Source organism: Cognatundibacterium curvum (assembly GCF_014284235.1).
In the GTDB taxonomy this organism is placed as follows: domain Bacteria; phylum Pseudomonadota; class Gammaproteobacteria; order Burkholderiales; family Burkholderiaceae_D; genus Undibacterium; species Undibacterium curvum.
Window position 1 is genome coordinate 459,856 of sequence record NZ_JACOGD010000002.1, and the last position, 23,320, is coordinate 483,175.

At 52.0% G+C, this 23,320-nt stretch carries 23 protein-coding genes; 8 read left to right on the forward strand and 15 right to left on the reverse strand.

Annotated elements, in window-relative coordinates; translation table 11 throughout:
• The first annotated feature begins 5 nt into the window (after positions 1-5).
• The gene (gene glcF / locus H8K43_RS05220) at positions 6-1,241 is read left to right on the forward strand and encodes a glycolate oxidase subunit GlcF (protein ID WP_186902849.1); all 1,236 of its coding nucleotides are present in this window, start codon (positions 6-8) and stop codon (positions 1,239-1,241) included.
• Positions 1,242-1,251: 10 nt separating this feature from the next.
• On the opposite strand, the gene H8K43_RS05225 is transcribed toward glcF, so the two are convergent.
• The 4 genes from H8K43_RS05225 to H8K43_RS05240 form a co-directional block, all read right to left on the reverse strand.
• Positions 1,252-2,106: a hypothetical protein gene (locus tag H8K43_RS05225; RefSeq protein WP_186902850.1), complete on the reverse strand. Its 855-nt coding sequence runs from the start codon at positions 2,104-2,106 to the stop codon at positions 1,252-1,254.
• A 76-nt stretch (positions 2,107-2,182) separates the two neighbouring features.
• Positions 2,183-2,680: a glutathione peroxidase gene (locus H8K43_RS05230; protein ID WP_186902851.1), complete on the reverse strand. Its 498-nt coding sequence runs from the start codon at positions 2,678-2,680 to the stop codon at positions 2,183-2,185.
• 1 nt (position 2,681) lies between these two features.
• Complete coding sequence (locus H8K43_RS05235) at positions 2,682-3,818, reverse strand: PilT/PilU family type 4a pilus ATPase (protein ID WP_186880714.1); 1,137 nt, start codon at positions 3,816-3,818, stop codon at positions 2,682-2,684.
• 21 nt (positions 3,819-3,839) lie between these two features.
• The gene (locus H8K43_RS05240) at positions 3,840-4,883 is read right to left on the reverse strand and encodes a type IV pilus twitching motility protein PilT (RefSeq protein ID WP_162020421.1); all 1,044 of its coding nucleotides are present in this window, start codon (positions 4,881-4,883) and stop codon (positions 3,840-3,842) included.
• A 101-nt stretch (positions 4,884-4,984) separates the two neighbouring features.
• On the opposite strand from H8K43_RS05240, the gene H8K43_RS05245 reads away from it, so the two are divergent.
• The 3 genes from H8K43_RS05245 to H8K43_RS05255 all read left to right on the forward strand — a co-directional run bounded on the left by H8K43_RS05245 (position 4,985) and on the right by H8K43_RS05255 (position 8,802).
• A complete protein-coding gene (locus H8K43_RS05245; protein ID WP_186902852.1) occupies positions 4,985-5,689 on the forward strand; it encodes a YggS family pyridoxal phosphate-dependent enzyme in 705 nt (234 codons plus the stop codon).
• Complete coding sequence (gene proC, locus H8K43_RS05250; protein ID WP_186902853.1) at positions 5,679-6,521, forward strand: pyrroline-5-carboxylate reductase; 843 nt, start codon at positions 5,679-5,681, stop codon at positions 6,519-6,521. The genes H8K43_RS05245 and proC overlap by 11 nt, the downstream gene beginning before the upstream one ends.
• Positions 6,522-7,029: 508 nt before the next feature.
• Positions 7,030-8,802, forward strand: a complete 1,773-nt coding sequence (locus tag H8K43_RS05255) for an ArnT family glycosyltransferase (RefSeq protein ID WP_186902854.1) — start codon at positions 7,030-7,032, stop codon at positions 8,800-8,802.
• On the opposite strand, the gene H8K43_RS05260 is transcribed toward H8K43_RS05255, so the two are convergent.
• The 5 genes from H8K43_RS05260 to H8K43_RS05280 all read right to left on the reverse strand — a co-directional run bounded on the left by H8K43_RS05260 (position 8,794) and on the right by H8K43_RS05280 (position 11,107).
• Entirely contained in the window at positions 8,794-9,120 is a 327-nt protein-coding gene (locus tag H8K43_RS05260) for a YqjK family protein (protein WP_186902855.1), read from the reverse strand. The genes H8K43_RS05255 and H8K43_RS05260 overlap by 9 nt on opposite strands.
• Entirely contained in the window at positions 9,121-9,504 is a 384-nt protein-coding gene (locus tag H8K43_RS05265) for a phage holin family protein (protein ID WP_186902856.1), read from the reverse strand.
• A 3-nt stretch (positions 9,505-9,507) separates the two neighbouring features.
• On the reverse strand, positions 9,508-9,819 hold the full coding sequence (locus tag H8K43_RS05270) for an ElaB/YgaM/YqjD family protein (protein ID WP_186902857.1): 312 nt from the start codon (positions 9,817-9,819) through the stop codon (positions 9,508-9,510).
• A 160-nt stretch (positions 9,820-9,979) separates the two neighbouring features.
• The gene (ubiA, locus tag H8K43_RS05275) at positions 9,980-10,843 is read right to left on the reverse strand and encodes a 4-hydroxybenzoate octaprenyltransferase (RefSeq protein ID WP_186902858.1); all 864 of its coding nucleotides are present in this window, start codon (positions 10,841-10,843) and stop codon (positions 9,980-9,982) included.
• 48 nt (positions 10,844-10,891) lie between these two features.
• The gene (locus H8K43_RS05280; protein ID WP_186902859.1) at positions 10,892-11,107 is read right to left on the reverse strand and encodes a hypothetical protein; all 216 of its coding nucleotides are present in this window, start codon (positions 11,105-11,107) and stop codon (positions 10,892-10,894) included.
• A gap of 312 nt (positions 11,108-11,419) precedes the next feature.
• Here H8K43_RS05280 and H8K43_RS05285 point away from each other — a divergent pair, with 312 nt between their 5' ends.
• Positions 11,420-12,208, forward strand: a complete 789-nt coding sequence (locus H8K43_RS05285; protein WP_162020430.1) for a helix-turn-helix domain-containing protein — start codon at positions 11,420-11,422, stop codon at positions 12,206-12,208.
• Here H8K43_RS05285 and H8K43_RS05290 read toward each other — a convergent pair.
• The 3 genes from H8K43_RS05290 to H8K43_RS05300 all read right to left on the reverse strand — a co-directional run bounded on the left by H8K43_RS05290 (position 12,181) and on the right by H8K43_RS05300 (position 16,148).
• A complete protein-coding gene (locus tag H8K43_RS05290; protein WP_230403673.1) occupies positions 12,181-14,499 on the reverse strand; it encodes a patatin-like phospholipase family protein in 2,319 nt (772 codons plus the stop codon). The genes H8K43_RS05285 and H8K43_RS05290 overlap by 28 nt on opposite strands.
• Before the next feature lie 87 nt (positions 14,500-14,586).
• Positions 14,587-15,138 carry a GNAT family N-acetyltransferase gene (locus H8K43_RS05295; protein WP_186902860.1) on the reverse strand — a complete coding sequence of 184 codons (552 nt, stop codon included), beginning with the start codon at positions 15,136-15,138 and terminating at the stop codon, positions 14,587-14,589.
• A gap of 65 nt (positions 15,139-15,203) precedes the next feature.
• Positions 15,204-16,148 (reverse strand): hydrogen peroxide-inducible genes activator, encoded by a 945-nt coding sequence (locus H8K43_RS05300; RefSeq protein WP_162020432.1) that lies wholly within the window; start codon positions 16,146-16,148, stop codon positions 15,204-15,206.
• Between the two features lie 176 nt (positions 16,149-16,324).
• Here H8K43_RS05300 and H8K43_RS05305 point away from each other — a divergent pair, with 176 nt between their 5' ends.
• A complete protein-coding gene (locus tag H8K43_RS05305; RefSeq protein ID WP_186902861.1) occupies positions 16,325-16,789 on the forward strand; it encodes a hypothetical protein in 465 nt (154 codons plus the stop codon).
• Between the two features lie 136 nt (positions 16,790-16,925).
• Here H8K43_RS05305 and H8K43_RS05310 read toward each other — a convergent pair whose 3' ends face one another.
• The 3 genes from H8K43_RS05310 to recG form a co-directional block, all read right to left on the reverse strand.
• Positions 16,926-17,834: an SDR family NAD(P)-dependent oxidoreductase gene (locus H8K43_RS05310; protein ID WP_186902862.1), complete on the reverse strand. Its 909-nt coding sequence runs from the start codon at positions 17,832-17,834 to the stop codon at positions 16,926-16,928.
• 157 nt (positions 17,835-17,991) lie between these two features.
• Positions 17,992-18,477, reverse strand: a complete 486-nt coding sequence (locus H8K43_RS05315; RefSeq protein ID WP_186902863.1) for a GNAT family N-acetyltransferase — start codon at positions 18,475-18,477, stop codon at positions 17,992-17,994.
• Between the two features lie 48 nt (positions 18,478-18,525).
• Positions 18,526-20,706 carry an ATP-dependent DNA helicase RecG gene (gene recG, locus H8K43_RS05320; RefSeq protein ID WP_186902864.1) on the reverse strand — a complete coding sequence of 727 codons (2,181 nt, stop codon included), beginning with the start codon at positions 20,704-20,706 and terminating at the stop codon, positions 18,526-18,528.
• 188 nt (positions 20,707-20,894) lie between these two features.
• On the opposite strand from recG, the gene queA reads away from it, so the two are divergent.
• Both queA and tgt read left to right on the forward strand, forming a co-directional pair.
• Positions 20,895-21,944 (forward strand): tRNA preQ1(34) S-adenosylmethionine ribosyltransferase-isomerase QueA, encoded by a 1,050-nt coding sequence (queA, locus tag H8K43_RS05325; protein WP_186902865.1) that lies wholly within the window; start codon positions 20,895-20,897, stop codon positions 21,942-21,944.
• Positions 21,937-23,070: a tRNA guanosine(34) transglycosylase Tgt gene (tgt, locus tag H8K43_RS05330; protein WP_186880697.1), complete on the forward strand. Its 1,134-nt coding sequence runs from the start codon at positions 21,937-21,939 to the stop codon at positions 23,068-23,070. Before queA ends, tgt begins: the two co-directional genes overlap by 8 nt.
• Positions 23,071-23,320: the final 250 nt, after the last annotated feature.

Below are 23,320 nucleotides of genomic sequence, written 5' to 3' on the forward strand. Positions count from 1 at the left end.
CGCTTATGCAAACCAATCTCGCCGATTTCATTAAAGACAGCCATGCCGGTCAGGAAGCTGACGAAATCCTGCGCAAGTGCGTGCACTGCGGTTTCTGTACTGCGACTTGCCCTACCTACCAGTTACTGGGCGATGAGCTCGATGGGCCGCGTGGCCGCATCTATCTGATCAAGCAGGTGTTAGAAGGTCAAGCCGCTACCGAGAAAACCCAGCAGCATCTGGACCGTTGCCTGACCTGTCGCAATTGTGAATCCACCTGCCCATCCGGGGTGAAATACAGCCGCTTGCTGGATATAGGACGCGCCGTAGTTGAGCAGCAAGTCGGACGTTCAGTCACGCAGACCTTGCTGCGGAAAACTCTCAGCGCGGCTCTGCCGCGACCATGGATATTCCGGCCAGCGATGCAGGCAGGACAATTCCTGCGCCCGGTATTGCCGCAGTTCCTGAAAAATAAAATCCCTTTACGCAAAGCGGCACAGCCTGTATCGCCGCTATCCGTAATGGTTCAGCCAGGCAGTCGCATGTTGTTGCTGGATGGTTGTGTCCAGCCCGCGATGGCACCGGAAATCAATGCGGCGGCGCGGCGTGTGATGGCCGCACTGGGCACAGAGCTGATCGTAGCGCCTAAAGCCGGTTGCTGTGGCGCGATCCGTCATCATTTGAATGAGCAGGAGGCCGCATTACAGGATATGCGCCGTAACATCGATGCCTGGTGGCCAGCGATCGAAGCAGGTGTGGACGCCATTTTGATGACCGCTTCAGGCTGCGGTGTGACGGTCAAGGAATATGGCCATTTGCTGGCGCATGATGCAGCTTATGCGGAGAAAGCAGCCAGGGTCACGGCCTTGTGCAAAGATTTAAGCGAAGTATTAGCAGAGCGTGAGCCGCAAATACGCGCGCTGGTGAAGCTGCCGGTCGGTAAAAAGATAGTCTGGCATCCGCCCTGTACTTTGCAGCATGGTCAGCAAATACGTGGCAAGGTGGAATCCTTGCTGCGTGCGGTGGGCGTGGATGTCAGCCTGTGCGCCGACAGCCATTTATGCTGTGGCTCGGCCGGTACTTATTCGGTGTTACAGCCGCGTCTGGCTTATCAGTTACGCGATCAGAAGTTAAAGCAATTACTGGCCAGTCAGCCGGTCGCGGTGGTGTCAGCCAATATCGGCTGCATCACGCATCTGCAATCCGGAACCGATACGCCGGTGCAGCATTGGATAGAATGGATAGACCAGGCTTTACGTTAACTAAATTGATTCATCTAGGTGAAGCGACTGAACATTGATCATCACAAAGTAAAAAGGCTTGATTCCCTACTGGATTTTCTGGAAAAAAACGACTGGGTATGTTGCGAGTATCGAAAATAAGATCATCGGAGGTGTCTAGCTCACAGTTGGAGGATGGCGTTATCTCTGGAAGATACAGGTTGTAAACCGCTGGTTGGTTATGGACAAACCAAAATCCCAATGGGAAAAATTTTAAGATATGTCCGTATAAAACTTTATCATCGCTGTTTACAGAAAAATCTGTCATTGCAACATGTCTATGTATGACCTGATTTTTTCCGAGGTATGGCCAACAGTAAAGTCGCCATTCCTTTGGGAAGCCAAGGGTTGAATCTAAAAGATATTTCCGCAAGGATTCGCTTGCACCTATTGGGGCTAACTTGTTTTTTGTATGTTCGACAGAATGAGCAGCGAGAATATGGCCAATTACAGAGCGTGCAATTTTATGTGATTCTAGGGATAGCTTAAAAACAGGAGAAACGCCGGGATTTTGTCGAAGGCGTAGAGCTTCAAGCATATTCGCAGCAAAATTATTCAACGATGGGTCATATCGGCGACCTAGCAGGTCGCTATTGCAATTCGTGCAAACTGTGTTGAATTTTACGCCTCCTTGGATTATTGGGGGGCGTCGCTGATCTCTGTCTTCGGATAAAAAATTCCTAAATATCACATCCTTTATAGCTCCACTAATTTTCAGGCACCCAACTGGCGGAACATGGTCTGCAGTTAGTTTTCCATAGTTACCACATATGGCACAAAAACCGGAGTTATTTGTAGTTCCAAAAATCTCAGACTTTTTGCGAAAATTTCTTAAAGTATTACTCATGCCCAGATTTCGGATTTTTATTTTTTATAAGAAATTACGCTGAATTGATTTGGAAATGCGAATTTTTCAAATCGCTTTAGGGAGTCAGGGAGTGGTTGAGCAGCAAAGCCTCGATATCCTGTATCAGATCTTCCGGCTTGGTTTGCGGTGCATAACGTTTATACACACTGCCATCCTGACGTATCAGGAATTTAGTGAAATTCCATTTAATGGCCTGGGTACCTAACAGTCCGGGGGCAGCAGACTTCAAATGCTGATACAGCGGATGCGCTTGTGCACCGTTCACTTCTACTTTCTCAAATAAGGGGAAAGTTACACCAAAGTTTTTTTCACAGAAGCTGCCTATCTCCGATGAGTTGCCGGGTTCCTGATGACCAAACTGATTGCAGGGAAAACCAAGCACCACCACGCCACGCTCTTTGAATTGCTGGTACACCGCTTCCAGCCCCTTGTATTGCGGCGTAAAGCCACATTGGCTGGCGGTATTCACGACCAGTACCAGCTGGCCCAGGTACTGGCTGAGATCAACTGGTTTGCCACTGATGTCGTTAGCGGTAAAGGCGAGTGCATGCATATCAGACGATTCCTAAATGATGGGTTCCGGCGCTCAGATCGCGTTCTTTGGCTTCTTTGCCGTTGAGCATAATAGCGAGTCGCAGTTCGTTGACCGAGTCAGCGTTGCGTAAAGCATCTTCATACGAGATTTTATCTGCTTCGTGCAAATCGAACAGCGCCTGGTCAAAAGTCTGCATGCCCAGTTCCCGCGATTTTTTCATGATCTCTTTAATTTCATGTACCTGACCTTTGAAAATCAGATCAGAAATTAAAGGTGAATTCAGCATGATCTCGACTGCAGCAACGCGGCCTTTGCGTCCTTTGAGTGGGATCAGACGTTGCGAAATCACGGCTTTCAGATTCAGCGATAAATCCATCAGCAACTGTGCACGGCGCTCTTCCGGGAAAAAGTTAATGATACGATCCAACGCCTGATTGGAGCTGTTGGCATGCAGGGTAGCCAGGCACAGATGGCCGGTTTCAGCAAAGGCAACCGCAAAATCCATGGTTTCACGGTCGCGGATTTCACCGATCTGTATCACGTCCGGCGCCTGACGCAGCGAGTTTTTCAGCGCTGCGCCCCAGTCTTCGGTATCGATACCAACTTCACGTTGGGTCACAATGCAATTCGCATGCGGATGCACATATTCAATCGGATCTTCGATCGTAATGATATGACCGTGACTGTTCTGATTGCGGTAGCCGACCATGGCTGCCAGCGAGGTGGATTTACCCGAGCCAGTCGCACCCACCATGATCACCAGACCCCGTTTGGTCATGGCAACTTCTTTCAGATTATCCGGCAGACCCAGATCTTCCAGTTTTGGAATGGCGGTAGTAATCGTACGCAGCACCAGACCGACGCGGCCTTGTTGCATGAAAGCCGATACACGGAAGCGTCCCATGCCAGCCGGATTGATCGCGAAATTACATTCCTTGGTCGATTCAAATTCAGCGGCCTGCTTGTCATTCATGATGGCACGCGCCAGATCGACGGTGTGTGCGGGCGTCAGCGGCTGGTTCGAAACAGGTGTGACCTTGCCATCAATTTTGAAAGCAGGGGGGAAATCTGCTGTGATGAATAAATCTGAACCATTTTTGCTGAGCATCAGCCGCAGCAAGTCGTGCATAAATTTGGTAGCCTGATCGCGTTCCATGTGTTTATCTCCAGTTCAGCATCAGCCAGGGAAGTTTTCAGGGATTTTTGCTGCGCCACGAGCGGTGCCGACAGAAATCACATTGCGTCTGACCAGATCGGTCAGATTTTGGTCCAGCGTCTGCATGCCGACATTATTGCCAGTCTGAATCGCGGAATACATCTGAGCGATCTTGGCTTCGCGTATCAGGTTACGGATAGCTGGCGTACCTACCATGATTTCATGCGCAGCCACACGTCCTGAACCATCTTTGGTTTTCAGCAGCGTCTGGGAAATGATCGCTTGCAGCGATTCGGATAGCATGGAACGCACCATTTCTTTTTCTTCCGCCGGGAACACGTCGACAATACGGTCTATCGTTTTTGCCGCAGAGGATGTATGCAAAGTACCGAACACTAAGTGGCCAGTTTCTGCCGCGGTCAGGGCCAGGCGTATGGTTTCCAGATCGCGCAACTCACCGACCAGAATCGCATCCGGGTCTTCACGCAGCGCAGAACGCAGAGCATTGTTGAAGGACATGGTATGCGGGCCGACTTCGCGCTGATTGATCAGGCATTTTTTCGATTCATGCACGAATTCAATCGGATCTTCGACGGTCAGAATGTGGCCGTATTCATTTTCATTGAGGTGATTCACCATGGCGGCCAGCGTGGTCGATTTACCTGAGCCGGTCGGGCCGGTCACCAGTACCAGACCACGTGGTTTCAACGCCAGATCGGCAAAAATACGTGGCGTGTTTAATTGTTCCAGCGTCAGGATTTTAGACGGAATGGTACGCATGACCGCTGCCGGTCCGCGTTCCTGATTAAATGCATTGACACGGAAACGGGCCAGGCCGGGGATGGCAAAGGAAAAATCGCATTCCAGCGTTTCTTCATAGGTTTTGCGCTGGGCATCATTCATGATGTCATAAATCAGCTCATGCACATCTTTATGTTCCAGCGGCGGCAGGTTAATGCGGCGCACATCCCCGTGCACGCGTATCATCGGCGGCAATCCTGAGGATAAGTGAAGATCGGAAGCGTTATTCTTGACCGAGAACGCCAGCAGTTCAGAAATGTCCATTTATAATTCCGGAAAGTATTGATGCCGATTGATTTACTGATATGGTTGCAGACGGCCACAAGGCCAGCCCATGCCAGACCAGCACAGAAGAGTAGTTGATTATGTCCTTAATATCTGACAACTTGCAAGCCGTCAGCCAGCATATCCGCGCCACTGAGAAGCAGTATAGCCGCCCGCCGCTGGAGGTAAAGTTGCTTGCTGTTTCAAAAACTTTCCCGGTACAGGCAATTATCGAGGCAGCACTATGGGGGCAAGTCGCGTTTGGCGAAAATTATCTGCAGGAAGCGCTCGATAAGATACAGTTTGTGAGGGAAAACCAGCCTGCGCTGGCGCTGGAATGGCATTTCATCGGCCCGATACAAAGCAATAAAACGCGTGCTATTGCAGAAAATTTTCAGTGGGTGCACTCGGTCGACCGTGAAAAAATCGCGCTCAGATTATCTGAGCAGCGCCCCGCCACGCTGGCCCCACTTAACATTTGCTTACAAATTAATATCAGTGGCGAGACTAGTAAGAGTGGTGTGCCGCCAGCGGAGGCGGTCGAACTGGCCTTGCGTATCGCCAGCCTGCCCAATTTGCGCCTGCGTGGTTTGATGGCAGTACCCGAGCCCAGCGAAGATGTGGCAGAGCAGCGTGCAGCATTTGCTGCACTCAGGCAGATACAGGAAATACTGAAGCAGCGTGGATTAGCATTGGATACCTTATCAATGGGGATGAGCAGCGATCTGGATGCTGCGATTGCAGAGGGCAGTACTATGGTTCGTATCGGAACCGCTATTTTCGGGAAAAGAGATTATGCAAAATAAGACCAATCATCCTAAATTGAAAATCGCCTTTATCGGTGGTGGCAATATGGCGGCAGCCCTGATGGGCGGCTTGATCCCTGCGGTCGCAGCGGCCAGTGATGTGCACGTCGTTGATGTCAGTCAGCTGAGCCTGACCCGGCTGGAAGCTGAGTATGGCGTCAGCACTGCATTACAGATAGGTCAGGATGTAGCGGCTGCAAATGTGATTGTGCTCGCGGTGAAACCACAACAAATGCGCGATGTGATTCAGAGCCTGCAGCCTTTTCTGACGAAACAGTTGTTGATTTCGATAGCCGCTGGTATACGTGCTTCGGATATGTCGCGCTGGATGGGCGACTATCCGCACATAGTCCGTTCCATGCCAAATACGCCCGCGATGGTAGGGAAGGGAATCACAGGCTTGTATGCGCTGCCGGGTGTTACGGCTGACCAAAAGCAAATTGCAGAAACCATACTGTCCGCAGTGGGCATGACTTCCTGGTTTGAGGACGAGGCCAAAATCGATGCGGTGACTGCGATCTCCGGCAGTGGTCCGGCCTATGTGTTTTATTTCATCGAAGCGCTGCAGCAGGCTGCGCTGGAATTGGGCTTCTCGCCGGAGCAAGCCAGCCAGTTTGCAATCGCCACTTTTGAGGGGGCGGCCAGTCTGGCTTTACATGCGGATGAGCCAGTAGCGACTTTGCGTGAGAAAGTTACCTCCAAAGGCGGAACCACTTTTGCTGCCTTGAGCAGTATGCAAGAGGCAGGAATACAGACTGCTATCGTGCGCGCCGCAAAAGCAGCAGCACAGCGCGCCACTGAACTGGGCGACGAATTCGGTCGCCAATCCTGAGTGAATTGCCTGGTTTAGTCTTACACAAGCAGGCTGAACCGGGCTAAATGACTGCCTGAGTGCTGAAATTTTCTGCATCTCTCCTCATACCTTGCCATGCATGCTGAGCTTGTAAGGCATGTCAAAATAATACTGCGTTACAGTCATAATAAGCTGATCTTCTTCAGTTCCTCCTTATCCTCATACGCTGCGTAGCGTAGACATACTTAGGCAGTATCTTGTCAGGACAGGCATGATGCGATGTCAATCGTCTGGTAGTTGTTACAGAAAATGATGTTAATAAAATCATTTAAATCGCCTTTGTACGCATTTGGCACACGCCGGAAAGTTGTTCTGTTGAAATATAAGTCCATGATTATATGAAGAAAAGTGAATATATTTATCTAAAATAAGTGGAAATGGTCTGTATAAATCCGATACAATCCGTTACTTTACATGGCGGGGTGTTACTTTCCTTTTGAGTGCCTTCAGCCACCTGAACATGGATGCTAGGATAGGCAAGCAAAATATGATGGCAGAAAGTGATGCGCGATGGAGTCCCGCAGTCTGGATACACACTGGTGTATCGGGTGTTTACCGTTCATTGACGAATATGCGTTTCATGCGACTGGAGCGTGGAGCAGTCTTAGTGCTTATGCTGGGCATGGTCTATTTATTCCCCGGTCTGGTAGGGCATGATCCCTGGAAGCAGGATGAGGCTTATATATTTGGCATTATTCAACACATGGTGGAAACTGGTGACTGGATAGTACCGACGATGGCTGGCGAACCGTTTATGGAAAAGCCGCCTTTGTATTACTGGCTGGCGAGCGTGCTGGCGATCAGCTTTTCTCCGTTGTTACCATTGCATGATGGCGCGCGCCTGGCAACGGGGGTCTTCATGCTGATCACCTGCTGGGCAACAGCCTGGACCAGTCAGCAATGGTGGGGGCGGCAGCATGGGCGTTTCGCCGTGTTTGCCTTGTTGGGCTGCATAGGCTTGATTCTGCATTCCCATATGATGTTGACGGATGTGCCCTTACTGACCGGATTCGCGGTCGCTATGGCCGGGTTCGTGCAGCCAGAAAAATTCCCTCTGCGTTCAGGATGTTTGCTTGGAACGGGTATCGGTATCGGCTTCATGGCAAAAGGTGTGCTGGGACTCGCCATTTTTGGTTCGACCACGATCTTGTTACCACTGCTGTTTGCCAACTGGCGTCACCGTAATTACCTGAAGGCTTTGTGCTTTGCTTTTTTGTTTGCTTTACCGTGGATGCTGATTTGGCCTCTGGCTCTATATTTGCGCTCTTATCAGTTGTTTATGGATTGGTTCTGGCTGAATAATGTAGGACGCTTTTTTGGCTTTTCTGTCGCTCAGCTCGGTGCGCCGCATACCTATGCATTCTGGCGTACTACTTTACCCTGGTTCTTATTCCCAGCCTGGCCTTTAGCCTTGCTGACACTCTGGCGTTATCGTCTGCAATGGAAAAATAGTGCCGCGCTGCAGTGCTGCATGCTGGTTGCCGGACTCATGATGTTGGTATTGTGGAAGTCTGCATCCGCCAGGGATAATTACGCGCTGCCTTTGATTTTGCCTTTCGCCTTGTTGGCTGCACCGGCTGCGGCTAGCCTGAGCCAGCGTTGGGATAGCTTACTGAGCTGGAGTGCACGCATCGTGTTTACTTCAGTTGCCATTGGACTGTGGTGGATCTGGGGTGTCATGCTGGCAGAGGGAAAACCACCTGCCTGGGCCTGGTTGATCCGTATGTTGCCTGAAGATTTCAGTCCGGTTTTTTCCTGGTCCTCGGCATTGACTGCAGTGATACTGACCAGTGCTTGTCTGTATATGGTAATTGCTACCCGTGGTAGCCGTGGCCGCGGGCTGACGAACTGGATGGCGGGCGTCAGTGTCTGCTGGATGTTGTTGGTCAGTTTGCTGTTACCCTGGGTCGATCATGCAAAAAGCTACCGCAGCGTGTTCGCAGAGATGGAGACGGTGTTACCGGAACGCTTTGACTGTATGGCGAGTAAAGATCTGGGCGAGTCAGAGCGCGCCATGCTGCGCTATTTTTCCGGCATCATTACTTCCCGTCAGGAAGTTAGGCCAGATCATCAATGTGACTTATTGCTGGTCAACGGCTTGAATGCCATCAAGCCAGCTGAATTGCTCACACATCCGGAATGGCAGTTGGTATGGGAAGGTGCTCGTCCGGGTGATCAGCGCGAACGCTTATGGTTATTCGCTTCACGCAAAATTCATCACCAGTTTGCCGCCATAGATCGCCATCAGGCTTTACGCTGATGGCACATCTTTGGAAGAAGCAGAAGACGGTGGCCTGATTTCGCGCCAGATCATCCAGGCCTGTAATGCCGTTTTGGCGATGCTTAACACGCGCCTTGGTCTGAGTAATACGAGGCCAGCCGCCAATGTGGCTGTCAGTAAGGGATGATCTTTAGCGCGACTGAACAGATTCAGGCCCAGTTTCTGACTGACCGCCGCCAGGTTGAGCGAGCCGGATAATTCGCTTTTTTGCAGGCTGAGCAGCTGACGCTGAGCTTGAATTTTGACTAGCAGAGCCTGTTTTCTAAGTGCGAGTTGCTGAGCCTGTTTATGCATCATTCACTCCGGCTTGGCACTGGATGCAGGTACTTGCAGCCCCTGAACATCTTTGTCCAGTTCGCCCAGTGTAGCGCTCAGAAAGCGTGGGCGTTGCCTTAACTGTTGACGTACCCAGAACGCAATACCAGCCGCGCTGACGGCGAAAAACAGGATCAGTACGCTGATTAAAGCGACCCGATGCGTTTCCCAAAATACGGCGATGAGCAATAAGGCTGCCAGCATGGTGGCAAAACAGGCGCAAAACAGGGCGGCTAAGGACCACAGCAGCATGGAGGAAAAACGCTGCAGTTCTTCCTCCACTTCCACAGAAGCCAATGCCAGCCGCGTCTGCAGCATATCTGCAAACGTGGCTGTCAATTGCCGGATGGAGTCCAGAACAGCCATGGATCAGCGACTGCGACCGATGAGTAAGCCGACCAGCAAGCCGACACCGGCTGCGATACCAGCGGATTGCCATGGATTTTCTTTGACGTAGACGTCAGTCGCCTTGGCAGCGTCTCTGGTACGTGTCACGACCAGATCTTCTATCCTTGCCACTTCGGCTTTGGCATTACGCAATGTGTGTTCAAAACGTTCTTTGGCAGATTTAAAGCCTTCGCTGCCTTGTTGTTCGCTATTGCGTAACAAGTCTTCTGCATCTCTGATGACCTGATTCAGGTCGTGCATCAGTTTGTCTTTGTGCTGTTCTGCTGAGCTCATAGTTTTTCCTTTGTAAAAAAAACAGTGTTAATCACATCAACGCATACTGCCATGTTGTAAGGCCGGGAACTACCACAGTTCTCAGTCTAAGCAAGTATGGGTAAGACAATTTGTGACAAGTCAAACAAAGCGACATCGGATACAGCAGCCAGAGTTGTCTTTACTTTAAAGCATAGTCAAAGGCAATTCCAGCGAAGATTGCCGCTCCTAACCAGTTATTGTGGCGGAATGCTGCAAAACAAGACATGCGTTCACGATCTTTGATCAGCACATAGTGGTAAAGCGCACACAGGGCGGCAGTGGCTATGCCGAACAGGAAAATTTTCCCTAGTCCATTGTTCAGACCAACCAGCGTAATCAGACCCAGGCTGATGCTATAACACAGCATCACGGCCAGCACATCAAAGCGCCCAAAAGTAATTGCGGAAGTCTTGATACCAATTTTTAAGTCATCATCGCGGTCAACCATCGCATACTCCGTATCGTAGGCGACAGCCCAGAATACATTCGCGATCAACAGTAGCCAGGCACTGGCTGGCAGCAAACCCTGCACAGAGGCATAAGCCATAGGAATCCCGAAGCCAAATGCGATACCCAGATAAGCCTGAGGAATAGCAAAAAACCGTTTGAAATACGGATAGCTGGCCGCGATCAGTACGGCGAAAACCGATAACTGTTTGGTCAGTGCATTCAGTGGAATGATAAGCGCGAAAGAGATCAGTGCCAGTGCAGCAGCGACTGCCAGCGCTTCTTTGCCTGAGATTTTTCCACTGGTGATAGGGCGCCCGGCGGTGCGTTTGACGTGTTTGTCAAAATCACGGTCGGCATAATCATTGACGGCACATCCGGCTGAGCGCATGAGCAAGGTACCCAAACTGTAAATCAGCAGCAGCTGCCAGTCCGGCATACCACCTGATGCGAGCCATAAAGCACCCAGTGTAGGCCACAATAACAACAGGGTGCCAACCGGTTTGTCGAGACGTATCAGACGTGAATACCAATAAAGACGTTCCGTAACAGACATGAAGGGCATACTCCAATAAGCAATGCCCGCCATTATAAGGCTTAAGCTTTACATCAGTACCCTTTGCGGGCGTATCAAGGAGGGCAAGGGCGTGCCTGCTTCTTCCGGAATCTGTTCATCACTCATCAAAATATCCGAGTTCGCTGGACAGCTGGCCGCGGCAGCGGGAGCGCTGCCAGTCTGCTCGCGTCCGGTCAAAAATCCAGCCAGAAAGATGATCCCGGACAGAAGGAGGCAGATGGCATAGAGAGCGATATTTTTCATACTGGCTTTCTGTACTTTGCAAAGTGAGGTCTGCGCACTGGCAGCCGTGGGCGGCTGAGTTGCATGCTGTAGTTAATAGATAGGACTTACGCAAAACTGCCCCAGCGGCGTTATGGCTCCTTGTCGTACTGTGCGTACTGCCTGCGTCGCCATGCCTTGTTGCGACAATTTTGCGTCAGTCCTGATAGAAAAAGAAATAGTGCCGCAAGTTCAGAAAATTAGTACCATAGCATTTGGAAAGGGGTAAGATTTCCAATCTCAGGTAGCGTAGGGCGCTACCATGTCAATAATGCAAACTGATCAGGAGAGAAAATGAGTTCACCGGAATTGCTGTTGCAGGTCTTGCGTTCAGAATTACGTGCAGCCGGCGTGACCTATAAGGTGCTGGCAGAGCGTATTCACATGAGTGAATCCAGCGTCAAGCGCATGTTCGGTCAGAAGGACATGAGCTTGTCTCGGCTGGCTGAAATTTGTAAAGCATCCGGTGTGGCGATGGAAGACATTTTGCGTCAGGCGGCAGATGTCACTCCGCACTCAGACACGCTGACGCTGGCGCAGGAAAAATCCCTGATCGCCGCGCCCAAGCTCTTGCTGGTCGCGATTTGCTGCCTCGGTAACTGGACGATGGAGCAGATCGTTGAGACGTATCAGATGACGGAGTCTGAATGTGTACTGCAATTGATTGCACTCGACAAGCTGGAATTGATTGAATTACGCCCCAATAACCGCTACCGTCTGAATGTATCGCCTGCTTTCCACTGGTTGCCAGATGGCCCGGTACAGCAGTATTTCCGGGATTATGTGGTCGCTGATTATTTCAATGGCAGCTTCGATCATAAAGGGGAAACGCTGCTGTGCGTTCCAGCGCGCGTGTCCAGCCGCAGTGCACAGGAAGTGGTGCAAAAGATTCAGCAACTGGTCGCAGAGCTGGCACGTTTGCATCAGGAAGACCGGCGCTTGAAAGCCGAAGAACGCGATGGCTTCACTTTGCTGGTAGGCTTCCGTTCCTGGGAATTTTCCGCATTTACTGCGCTGCGCCGTCCGGAAGCCAAACCTGAATTACCCAGTATGACTCACCAGATCGGTCCTAAGAAAAGATAAACAGAGGAACCCGCACCGCGGGTTGCTCCTACGCCGAAATACAGGGGGCCAAACCGGGTATCGACTGATAAACTGGTACTGGCTGCCTGTTTCAGTTCGCGCAAATGGAAGCTATTTTCATTACCATACGCGCCGCCCAGTTCAGCCGAAAAGCCCAACCGTATGGCACCGCCCACGGTCGCAGGCAAAGCGCCGATTTTTCTCGCAATCAGTACGCGGCTAAAAACGTTAGAGTCACCCGTCAATGAGTTTCTGGGTAAGCCAGACAGCCGCAAAAAACCACCCAGCGCAGAAGGCGCATTGCTATGCTGTGAACGGCCCCATTCACCGTATACATGACCAGCCCAGTCGCCATACTGGAAGGCGCGCATCATGCTGATTTCCGAACTTGCCTGGGACCGTTCACTGGCATCCTTACCCGGTGAGCGTTGCCATGACAGGGTAAATAAGGAGCCTTTGCTAGGGAAGTTAAGTGAATCCAGCGTATCTGCACGGAAGCTTAGGAACTGTGTGGTATCAAAGAATTTGGTATTGGGATCAATCGGTGCCACCGGGATGACACTATTCAATTTGGCATAACCACGCCGGATACCTGCTTCGATACTGCCCCAGTTGCCGAGCTGGCGTCCCAGCAAGAACGAGACGCTGGTCTCGCTGGCATTAATCCTGCCTACGCGTAATCCCTGACTGTAGTTATCCAATCCCGTTGCATTGTAGTCAAAGCCTGGAGCAAGATACCAGGGCGAGGCCGGTGCCAGCGGTTGCCAGAACTGCGTGCTGAATTCCTGATGACTGCCGATTCTGGCGACTGAGCGCAATTCTGCACCATAGCGATTGAGTGAAGAAGCGACATGCATCACGCTCAGAGAAAATCGATTATCGTCTGAAAAATCGCTGGATAACTCCACGCCAAGGCGCAGACGGTTGCGGCTGGACTCTGACTCTTTGGCCTCTATCGTGACTTTGCGCTCAGTAACCACGTCTTCTATTTTTGCCTCTACGACATCGAGATCGCCGCGTCCATACAACTTCGCTGTCGCTGCACGGATTTGATCCTGGGTCAGGCTCACACCGGCTTCCAGTCCGGTCTGCGAGATCAGAGTCTGCGGATTAATGTATTGCGTGCCCTTCACTTCAATTTGCGTAATCGGCATAGCGACCAGGCTGGTCTTGGCGGTGCGCGTGGCGTGAGTACGTTGAGCGTCAGTTGCCAGATATTGTGCTTCGTCGACTGCATAGTTGCGTAACTTACTTTGCAACTGGAAGGCTGCATTTTCACCTGCGGAAATCGCACGCCGGTAAGCAGAAAAATCCAGAAAACTGATGCCGTCCAGTTTGGGCGCGATCAATACATCGCTATCTTTCAGTTCCTTGATTGAGCGCTGCACATTTTGTTCAGTCAGTATTTGTAACATCTGGGTCGCAACGTCAATCGCGCTGTGTAAATCTCTTTCTTTTGCCAATGGCGTTCCCACGTTAACTGCAATGATGACATCCGCGCCCATAGAGCGCGCCAGTTCGACCGGCAGATTGCTGACCAGACCACCATCTACCACCAGTTTATCTTTAATGCGTACCGGGGCGAACACACCGGGAACGGCCAGCGAAGCGCGCATGGACGCCAGTAATGGGGTATCCGATAATTCCACCAGGTCGCCCGTGAGCAAATCGGAGGCGACTGAGCGGAAAGGCAATGCCAGCTGATTCACGGCATGGTCGCGCATCCCCTCTGGCACCAGGCGTCCCAGTGCATGATCCAGCGTGGCATTACCTGCAGCGGCTGCTGGCAAAAATACGCCTGATTTGGTAACTGCCAATTCCAGCCGTGTGGGGATGATCGTATCTTCGATTTTACGGCGATAGTCGAGGTCGTAACGGGCGGGGCGGTCTGCCATCACATGATCCCAGTCGGTTTCGATCACGATGCGTTCCAGTTCATCGGCCGTTCTGCCCGCCGCATAAGCGCCGCCGACCACTGCGCCCATGCTGGTTCCAACCACCACATCAACCGGTACCCGCATCTTTTGCAAAGCCCGTAACACGCCGATATGTGCAAAGCCACGTGCACCTCCACCTGACAATACCAGCGCTATCCTTGGCCGCTGGGTCATTGTGGCGTTAGTGGCAGCATTTGCTGCTGTACTAGCCAGTGCATTTGCCGTCGGGAGCGTGGATACTGAGCTGCTGACAGCTTTATTCGTATTGGTCTGCGCTGCCGCTGGCAGGCAGAGGCTGAGTAGCAAGCCAGACAGTAGTGTAGGGAATAGGGACATCAGGCGCGAGAGCTTCATGAGATGATGAATCCGGAAAAAACAAACAACGAGCTGGAGACGAAAATAGTTGACGCTGGCCGACAGGGAGAGCAGCGGCCTTGACGATCAGTCTGGACTTGAGGGAGCTACCAGGGCAGTCAGTACATGATCGCGCCAGCTGCCATTGATGCGCAAATAAGCTTTGGCATAGCCCTCCTGCTCGAATCCCAGGCTGCGCAACAAGGCGGCACTGCGTGTATTGTCTGGTACATAATTTGCCATCACCCGGTGCAGGCCCTGCTGTAGAAAGACGTAGTCCAGGCCAGCCTGCACTGCTTCACGCATTAAAGCTTTACCCTCGCAGTCGGCAGCAATCGCATAGCCCAGATGGCAGGCTTGAAATGCTCCCCTGACTACATTGCTGAAATGGCAGATGCCTATCATCCTGTCCTCTAACCAGACTGAGAAAGGAAATCCTGTTCCGCTGATAAATTGCTGATTGAACTGAGTGATGCGTGCTTCGCAAGCCTGTATTGAAAAATAATCAGGCTGACGCTCTGGCTCCCATCGCTGAAGATGAGCCTGATTGTCCAGCAAATAATGCTGATAGGATGGGCTATCCTCCAATTGCAATACACGTAAGGTCAGTCTTTCGGTTTGCAGGATGGGATAGGGCATGGCGGCCTCAGAAAATGGCAGTGGCCGAAGTATACAACTTTTGTTGTTTATATGGCAGTTTTTTGCTATTGCGCACTCGCATCTTCGCTCAGCATGGTCACGCCAGGTAAGGTACAGGCAAGTACAGTCTGGCGTATCGCCTCGATGGCAGCCTGACGGGTAAAACTTTTACGCCAGGCGATCACAATTCTGCGTTCCGGCGCCGGGGCCGCAAAGGGTACATAGCGCAGCATACCATCTTTGCTGTGCAAGTCAGCGACTGAGGCTGCCGGCAACACCGTCAGACCTACACCAGATGCCACCATATGGCGTATGGTTTCGAGTGAAGAGCCTTCAAAAGTGCGTGCAATGCCATCGCCGGTAGTGGAAAAGCGAGCCATCTCTGGACAGACTTCCAATACCTGATCGCGGAAGCAATGTCCATTCCCAAGCAATAACATGGTTTCCGTCTTTAACTCAGCAGCTGAAATTTCTTCACGCTCAGCCCAGGCATGGTCTTTCGGCATGGCGACCACGAAGGGCTCGTCATACAAAGCCTGTATCATCATGCCGTGATCAGGCAGTGGCAACGCCATGATGGCCGCATCGAGCTCACCCTGGCGCAGTAATTCCAACAGTTTGACAGTGAAATTTTCTTGCAGAACCAAGGGCATCTGCGGCACCCGCTCTATCATATTTTTGACTAGCGAGGGCAGCAGATAAGGGCCTACGGTATAGATCACACCAAGGCGGAAAGGGCCCGCCAGCGGATCTTTATTTTGTTTGGCAATTTCTTTGATGGCAGCGGTTTGCTCCAGCACCCGCTCAGCCTGCGCTACGATTTGTGCGCCCAGCGGTGTGGTTGAAACTTCAGTGCCGCCACGTTCGAAAATCGTGACGCCCAGCTCATCTTCGAGCTTCTTGATCGCGACAGACAAAGTCGGCTGCGCCACAAAACAGGCCTCTGCAGCATGACCAAAATGTTTTTGCCGGGCGACCGCGACGATGTATTTTAATTCGGTGAGTGTCATGACGTTAGTTTGGCACAGTGTGGTGTGAGAATCAGCTTTTTTTTCAGGCTTTCGAGAAAAAAGCTATCGAATTAAGAATACTTAATGTTATTTGTGTATTTGTACTTTTCTTTTCTGATAACATCACTGCTCTTGTTTTTGACAAGATATTCTCAAAAAATAAAATCAGGTGATTTATGAAAAAAATAATATGTGTTGCAGCAGTGGCATCGTCCTTGGTTGGTTGTGCTTCTATCGTGAACGATTCTTCACAACAAATCCGGGTGGAGACAAAAACTCAGACTGGTGAGATGGTTGCCGGTGCAAATTGCAAATTATCAAACGATTACGGTACTGTGGAAGTCAAATCGGGCAATTCTGTCGCTCTACATCGATCCAATAAAGATTTTGATATCACATGCGTTCATCCGAGTAATCCGGATGCGACCGCGAGAGGAATTTCACGTGCCAATGCAGGTTTAGCCGGTAATATCCTGTTTGGTGGTGGAATCGGTGCAATTATTGACCATAACAAAGGGACGGCATACACCTACCCGACATGGATACAATTAGTGTTTGGAAAAACACTGGTATTTGATCGTTCCGCTGAAAAAGAGGGGCAACCTGTTGCGCCGGTAGAGCCAGCAACGGCAAGTAAATAAGCGACGCTTAAAGCAACATAAAAAAATCCTACATTGCTTGTTTTAGCTGTGTAATGTGAAAAGTAAAAAGCCAGCCATGATTTTTGCATGACTGGCTTTTTCTTTGGGCGTTAGCGCATTGGAATTGTATTTTGTATTATTTTCTATTTGCCATAGCCTTAGTCAATTCCAGATGCCCTTGCGCCATGCCGCTTTCCGGCACGGTTTCGTGCTCGCGCTGACGTACTTCCGCCAGTTGTGCAGCCAGCTGTTCCGGTGCGTCGCTCGCATGGCCTATGTGTACACCTTGTGTCAGTGTGATGTGAGCTGCCTCAAAACTGCCAGCTCCGGCGCATAAAATAGTTCTGTTCGGCGCCTGTTCAGATGCGAGCACCAACATGGCAGGAACCACATCGGCGGGTTGCAAGGCCTGTAAAAACTCAGGCGGGAACAGGCTTTCCGTCATGCGGGTAGCGGCAGTCGGGGCGAGGCTGTTGACCCGGATATCGTATTTAGCGCCTTCCAGCGACAAGGTTTGCATCAGGCCTACCAGTGCCATTTTGGCCGCGCCGTAATTGGATTGGCCGAAGTTGCCGTACAGGCCAGAGGATGAGGTCGTCATCACGATACGGCCATATTTTTGTTCCGTCATGATGGGCCAGACGGCTTTACAGCAGTGCACCGCGCCCATCAGATGCACATCCAATACGAGTTTGAAATCGTCCAGCTCCATTTTAGCGAAACTCTTATCGCGCAGGATGCCAGCATTGTTGACCAGGATATCGATGCGGCCCCATTTGGCCATGGTCTCATTCACCATCGCCTGTACTGCCGCGTAATCGGTGACTGATGCGCCATTCGCGATCGCCTCGCCACCGGCAGCACGGATTTCTTCAACCACAGCGAGCGCTGCAGCGGATGAACCACCCGAACCATCACGTGCACCGCCCAGGTCGTTAACCACCACTTTGGCACCTCTGGCAGCCAGGGCCAGCGCGTGCTCACGACCCAGTCCGCCACCGGCGCCGGTGACGATGGCTACGCGTCCTGTCAAGTCTATGCTCATGCTGTCATCCTTTATATTTTTCGTTGAAATTGAGTTGCTGAATGAGTGTCTTGTTTAGCGTCTTGTTTAGCGTCTTGTTTTTGCGCCAGTCTTGGCCTGGCTTGAAGCCCGGTCAGACTGCAGGTATGCATTGTAACCTGACATGATAGTTGGTTTATCAGCTCAGTTTTTTCTGCATCATGATGGCGCCACCCATGGCAGGATCAAGCTCATATGTGGCAAAGCCCTGGCTCAGATACAACTGACGTGCCGGATGATTACCCTCCAGGACTTCCAGCGTGAGCTTGCAATAGCCTTGTTGTTGCGCAAATTCGCCTATGCTGTGCATGAGTCTATGGCTGATACCCCGTCCGCGGAAATCGGGATGCACGGCAAAGTCGTGAATATTCAATAAGGGCTGACAAGCGAAAGTAGAAAAGCCCTCTATGCAGATGGCAAAAGCAGCGGCCTGTTCAGCTTCATATGCCAGAAAAGCATGCACCATTGTTTGGCGTTTTTGCAGTTCGACGATTAAATTCGCCTGACTGTAAGCAGACAGGGCTGCGCCGCCGCCCATGGGGTCCAGCGCATAGGCATTCAATTGCTGCAGCAAGTCTTGCGCATGACGCGGATTGTGCAGGTCGGCTTTGATGATTGTGAGCATAAGTTGTCGTGTGTGTGGAGTCGCTGAGTGCATGCCGCCATGGCAGCCTCAGACCCGCAAAAATTCTTCTTTGTTCCCCAGCCAGCGTTCCAGATGGGCGGCGACCGTGACCGGGTCGTGTTTGAGTAATTCCTGCGCCAGATTGCGCGCTTTTTCAACCAGCCACTGATCGGTTTCCAGATTCGCAAAGCGTAACATCGCCTCGCCGGATTGGCGCGCACCAAGGAACTCACCGGGGCCGCGCAATTCCAGGTCTTTTCTGGCGATTTCAAAGCCATCATTACTCTCACGCATCGTGGCCAGCCGTTGTTTGGCCGTGCCGCCCAGCGGGCCTTGGTAAAGTAACAAACAGACCGAAGCCGCCGCGCCGCGCCCGACCCGGCCGCGCAACTGATGTAATTGCGACAGACCGAAGCGCTCGGCATGCTCTATCACCATCAGACTCGCATTCGGCACGTCGACCCCGACCTCAATCACCGTAGTGGCGACCAGTACCTGGCTGCGCTGGTGGATGAAATCATCCATCACGGTTTGTTTTTCAGCCGGTTTCAGACGTCCATGCACCAGGCCGACCTGTATGCCGGGTAAGGCGGCAGCCAGCATCATATGGGTATCGGTCGCGGTTTGTAATTGCAGGGTTTCCGACTCTTCGATCAGCGGGCAAACCCAATAGACTTGTTTGCCTTCCTGTGCTGCCGCATGGACTCGGGCGATCACTTCATCACGCCGGTTCTGGTCGATCACGCGCGTGACGATGGGCGTGCGGCCGGGGGGAAGTTCATCAATTACGGAGACTTCCAGATCCGCAAAATACGTCATCGCCAGCGTACGCGGGATAGGCGTAGCGGACATCATCAGCTGATGCGGGACTTTGCCGGCCACGGCCTTATTCGCCAGATTCAAGCGCTGGCCCACGCCAAAGCGATGCTGCTCATCGACCAGCACCAGTCCCAGATTAGCGAACTGCACGCTGTCCTGGATCAGCGCATGCGTGCCTATCACCAGTTGCGCCTCGCCAGAGCTGATCATGGCATTGGCCTGATCTTTTTCTTTCTTTTTCAGGCTGCCGGTCAGCCAGGCAGTTTTCACGCCCAGCGGTTCGAGCCAGGCGGCGATTTTACGGAAATGCTGTTCTGCCAGAATTTCAGTCGGTGCCATCAATGCCGCCTGAAAGCCATTGTCTATCGCCTGTGCCGCCGCGAGTGCCGCAACGATGGTTTTGCCGCTGCCTACATCGCCTTGCAATAAACGCTGCATAGGGTAGTCCTGACGCATATCGGCGCGGATTTCTGCCAATACTTTTTCCTGCGCCCCAGTTAGCGCAAACGGAAGATTAATCAGAAAAGCATTGCTGAGTTCACCGACCACGGGCATTGCCGGTGCGCCTTTGCTGCGTCTTGTCAGCTGGGCACGCTTAAGCGAGAGTTGCTGTGCCAGCAGTTCATCGAACTTCATGCGCAGCCAGGCCGGGTGTTCGTGCTCCATCAGACTGTGCTGATCGATATCGGGCGGCGGGTGATGCAGGGTACGGACGGCAGTTTCAAATCCACATAATTGCAGGCTGGCCAGCCGTGCTGCGGACAAGGTGTCGCGCCAGTGTACGCGTTCTATCGCATTGCTGATGGCCTTCCGCAGCAAGGCTTGTGGCACACCTTCGCCCGATGGATAAACTGGCGTCAGCGCATTCGGCAGCGGTGCGCCTTCATTCACGATTTTATAGTTAGGATGGACCAGCTCGGCACCCAGGAAGCCATGCCTGAGTTCGCCACGTGCACGCACCCTGGTACCAATGGCTAATTGCTTGGTCTGGCTGCCGTAAAAATTCAGAAAACGCAGCGTGACCTGATCGCTGTCATCGCTGAGGGTCACCACCAGTTGCCGGCGTGGCCGGTATTGCACATCTGCGGCCGTGACCACGCCTTCGATCTGCACCTGGCTGCCGCCGCGCAGACTGGCTTCGCGCATACTCAGGATCTGGGTTTCATCCTCATAACGCATAGGTAAATGCAGGATAAAATCCATGTCTTTACGTAAGCCCAGTTTGGCCAGCTTATCACTGGCTTTAACGGGGGCTTTTGCGGGGGGCTTGGCGTTTTTTTTTGTATTGGTTTTCGTGCGGGCTGATGTCTGTGCCGACTCGCTGGCATCGCTTTCCATAGCGCTTTCCGCTGCGGGCGCTGCCGTAGTCAGGGCTATCTCATCCTGTGCATTTGGGTGTTCCGCTGCCATGGGTGTAAAATGGTGGGTTTTGCCGTCGGCTTTGCCTAGTCGGTTATAAACAAGTTTGCTAAAAAATCAGCATACCGCATGTGCACTTTCCCCTGAGTTTATGCTGAGGGGCCGGTTGTTGTGCTTTATTTTACTGATTTTTTATACAGTGCGCAGCATTTTGTTCCATTTGATACGGTTTCCCGAGCATGAACTATTCTTTGAGTGATTTTGATTTCGATTTGCCCGATGCCTTAATTGCGCAGACTGCCTTGCCAGACCGGACGGCATCGCGCTTATTGCATGTGGATGGCGAGCGCCTTCTGGATCGTCAGTTTCCTGACATTCTGGAGCAATTGCAGGCTGGGGATGTGCTGGTGTTTAACGATACCCGCGTACTCAAAGCACGCTTCTTCGGCGTCAAGGAAACCGGTGGCAAAGTGCAGTTGCTGGTCGAGCGTATTCTGTCCAATACTGAGGAAAACCGGTGTGTGCTGGTACAGATGCGCGCCTCTAAAGCGCCGTTAGTGGGTAGTAAAATCCGTCTGGCCGATGCATTTGATGTGACTGTCGGTGAGCGTGTCGGTGAGTTTTTCACGCTGCACTTCCCGAACGATATTTTTACCTTGCTCGACACCTATGGCCGCTTGCCCTTGCCACCCTACATTGAGCATGATGCCGATGACTTTGATGAGCATCGCTATCAGACGGTGTACAGCCGGGTGCCGGGTGCAGTCGCCGCGCCGACCGCAGGCTTGCATTTTGATGAAGCCCTGCTGCAGCGCTGCCGCGATAAGGGGATTACGCTGGCCTATGTGACGCTGCATGTCGGTGCCGGTACGTTTCAGCCGGTGCGTACTGAAAACCTGAGCGAACATGTGATGCACAGCGAGTGGTACACCGTGCCGCAGGAAACCGTGGATCTGATCCGCGCGGCCAAGGCTGCCGGACGCCAGGTGGTGGCAGTCGGCACCACCAGTATGCGTGCGCTGGAATCTGCCTCGCAATCCGGCAGTCTGCAGGCGGGCAGCGATGATACCTGCCTGTTTATTACGCCGGGCTATGTATTCAAGACGGTAGACCGTCTGATTACCAACTTCCATTTACCTAAATCGACATTGATGATGCTGGTATCGGCCTTTGCCGGTTATGAGCGTGTTAAGCAGGCTTATGCACACGCCATCGCACAACAATATCGTTTCTTCAGCTATGGTGATGCCATGTTGCTGACCAATACTTCCGGGAAAGATCATGCTTGAATTTACCTTAATTAAAAAAGACAAAACCACAGCAGCGCGCCGTGGCCGCGTGAAAGTCAATCATGGTGTGATTGAAACGCCTATCTTTATGCCGGTCGGTACCTATGGCTCGGTGAAGGCGATGTCGCCGCTGGAACTCAAGGAAATCGATGCCCACATTATTTTGGGTAATACCTTCCACCTGTGGCTGCGCCCGGGGCTGGAGGTGATGAATAAATTCGGTGGCTTACATGGTTTCATGGGCTGGGATAAACCTATCCTGACCGATTCCGGCGGTTTCCAGGTGTTTTCGCTGGGCGCGATGCGCAAAATTACCGAAGAGGGTGTGAAGTTTTCTTCTCCTATCAGCGGCGAGCGCCTGTTCCTGTCGCCAGAGATTTCCATGCAAATCCAGCGTTCCCTGAATTCCGATATCGTGATGCAGTTCGATGAATGCACACCTTACGAAATCGATGGCCGTCCGGCGACAACCGAAGAAGCCGGAAAATCCATGCGCATGTCGCTGCGCTGGGCGCAACGCTCTATCGATGAATTCAATAAAACCGAAAACCCGAACGCACTGTTTGGTATCGTGCAGGGCGGTATGTTTGAACATCTGCGCGACGAATCGCTGGCGGGCCTGAATGAGCTGGGCTTCCATGGCATCGCCATCGGTGGCTTGTCGGTGGGGGAGCCAAAAGAAGACATGATGCGCATCCTTGCGCATACCGGTCCGAAATTGCCGGAAAATAAACCGCATTACCTGATGGGCGTGGGCACACCGGAGGATCTGGTAGCTGGCGTTGCGAATGGCATCGATATGTTCGATTGCGTGATGCCAACCCGCAATGCGCGTAATGGCTGGATTTTCACCCGCTTTGGCGATGTGAAAATCAAGAATGCACGTTATAAAGAAGATAAAGAGCCGCTGGATGCGACTTGTGAGTGCTATACCTGCAAGAATTTCTCGCGCGCTTATCTGCATCATTTACACCGTACCGGCGAAATTCTGGGTGCCCGTCTGAACACTATCCACAATCTGCACTATTACCTGGATCTGATGAAAAACATCCGCCGTGCGCTGGATGACGAGCGTTTCCCGGAATTTGTACAGCAATTCCATGCTGATCGTCAGCGCGGGATCTGAGTCAGCAAGCTACAGTATTACTCTGCCTGCTGTGAGCCTGTCACGCGGCGGGAAAGGCAGTAAACGGGAGTAAAAAGCAGGAAAACGCAGGAAATAGCCGTTTTTTCGATAGCCGGTGCTAGAATGTGGCGCTTTGCCAATTGAAAAAATGGCTTTTGGCATCAGATGAGGGATGGCCGCGCTTTGTCCCGGCGAGTTGGCTTGCGCAGCATGCCTGGCTGGTACATCCGTCCGGATCAGCGTCCGCCTG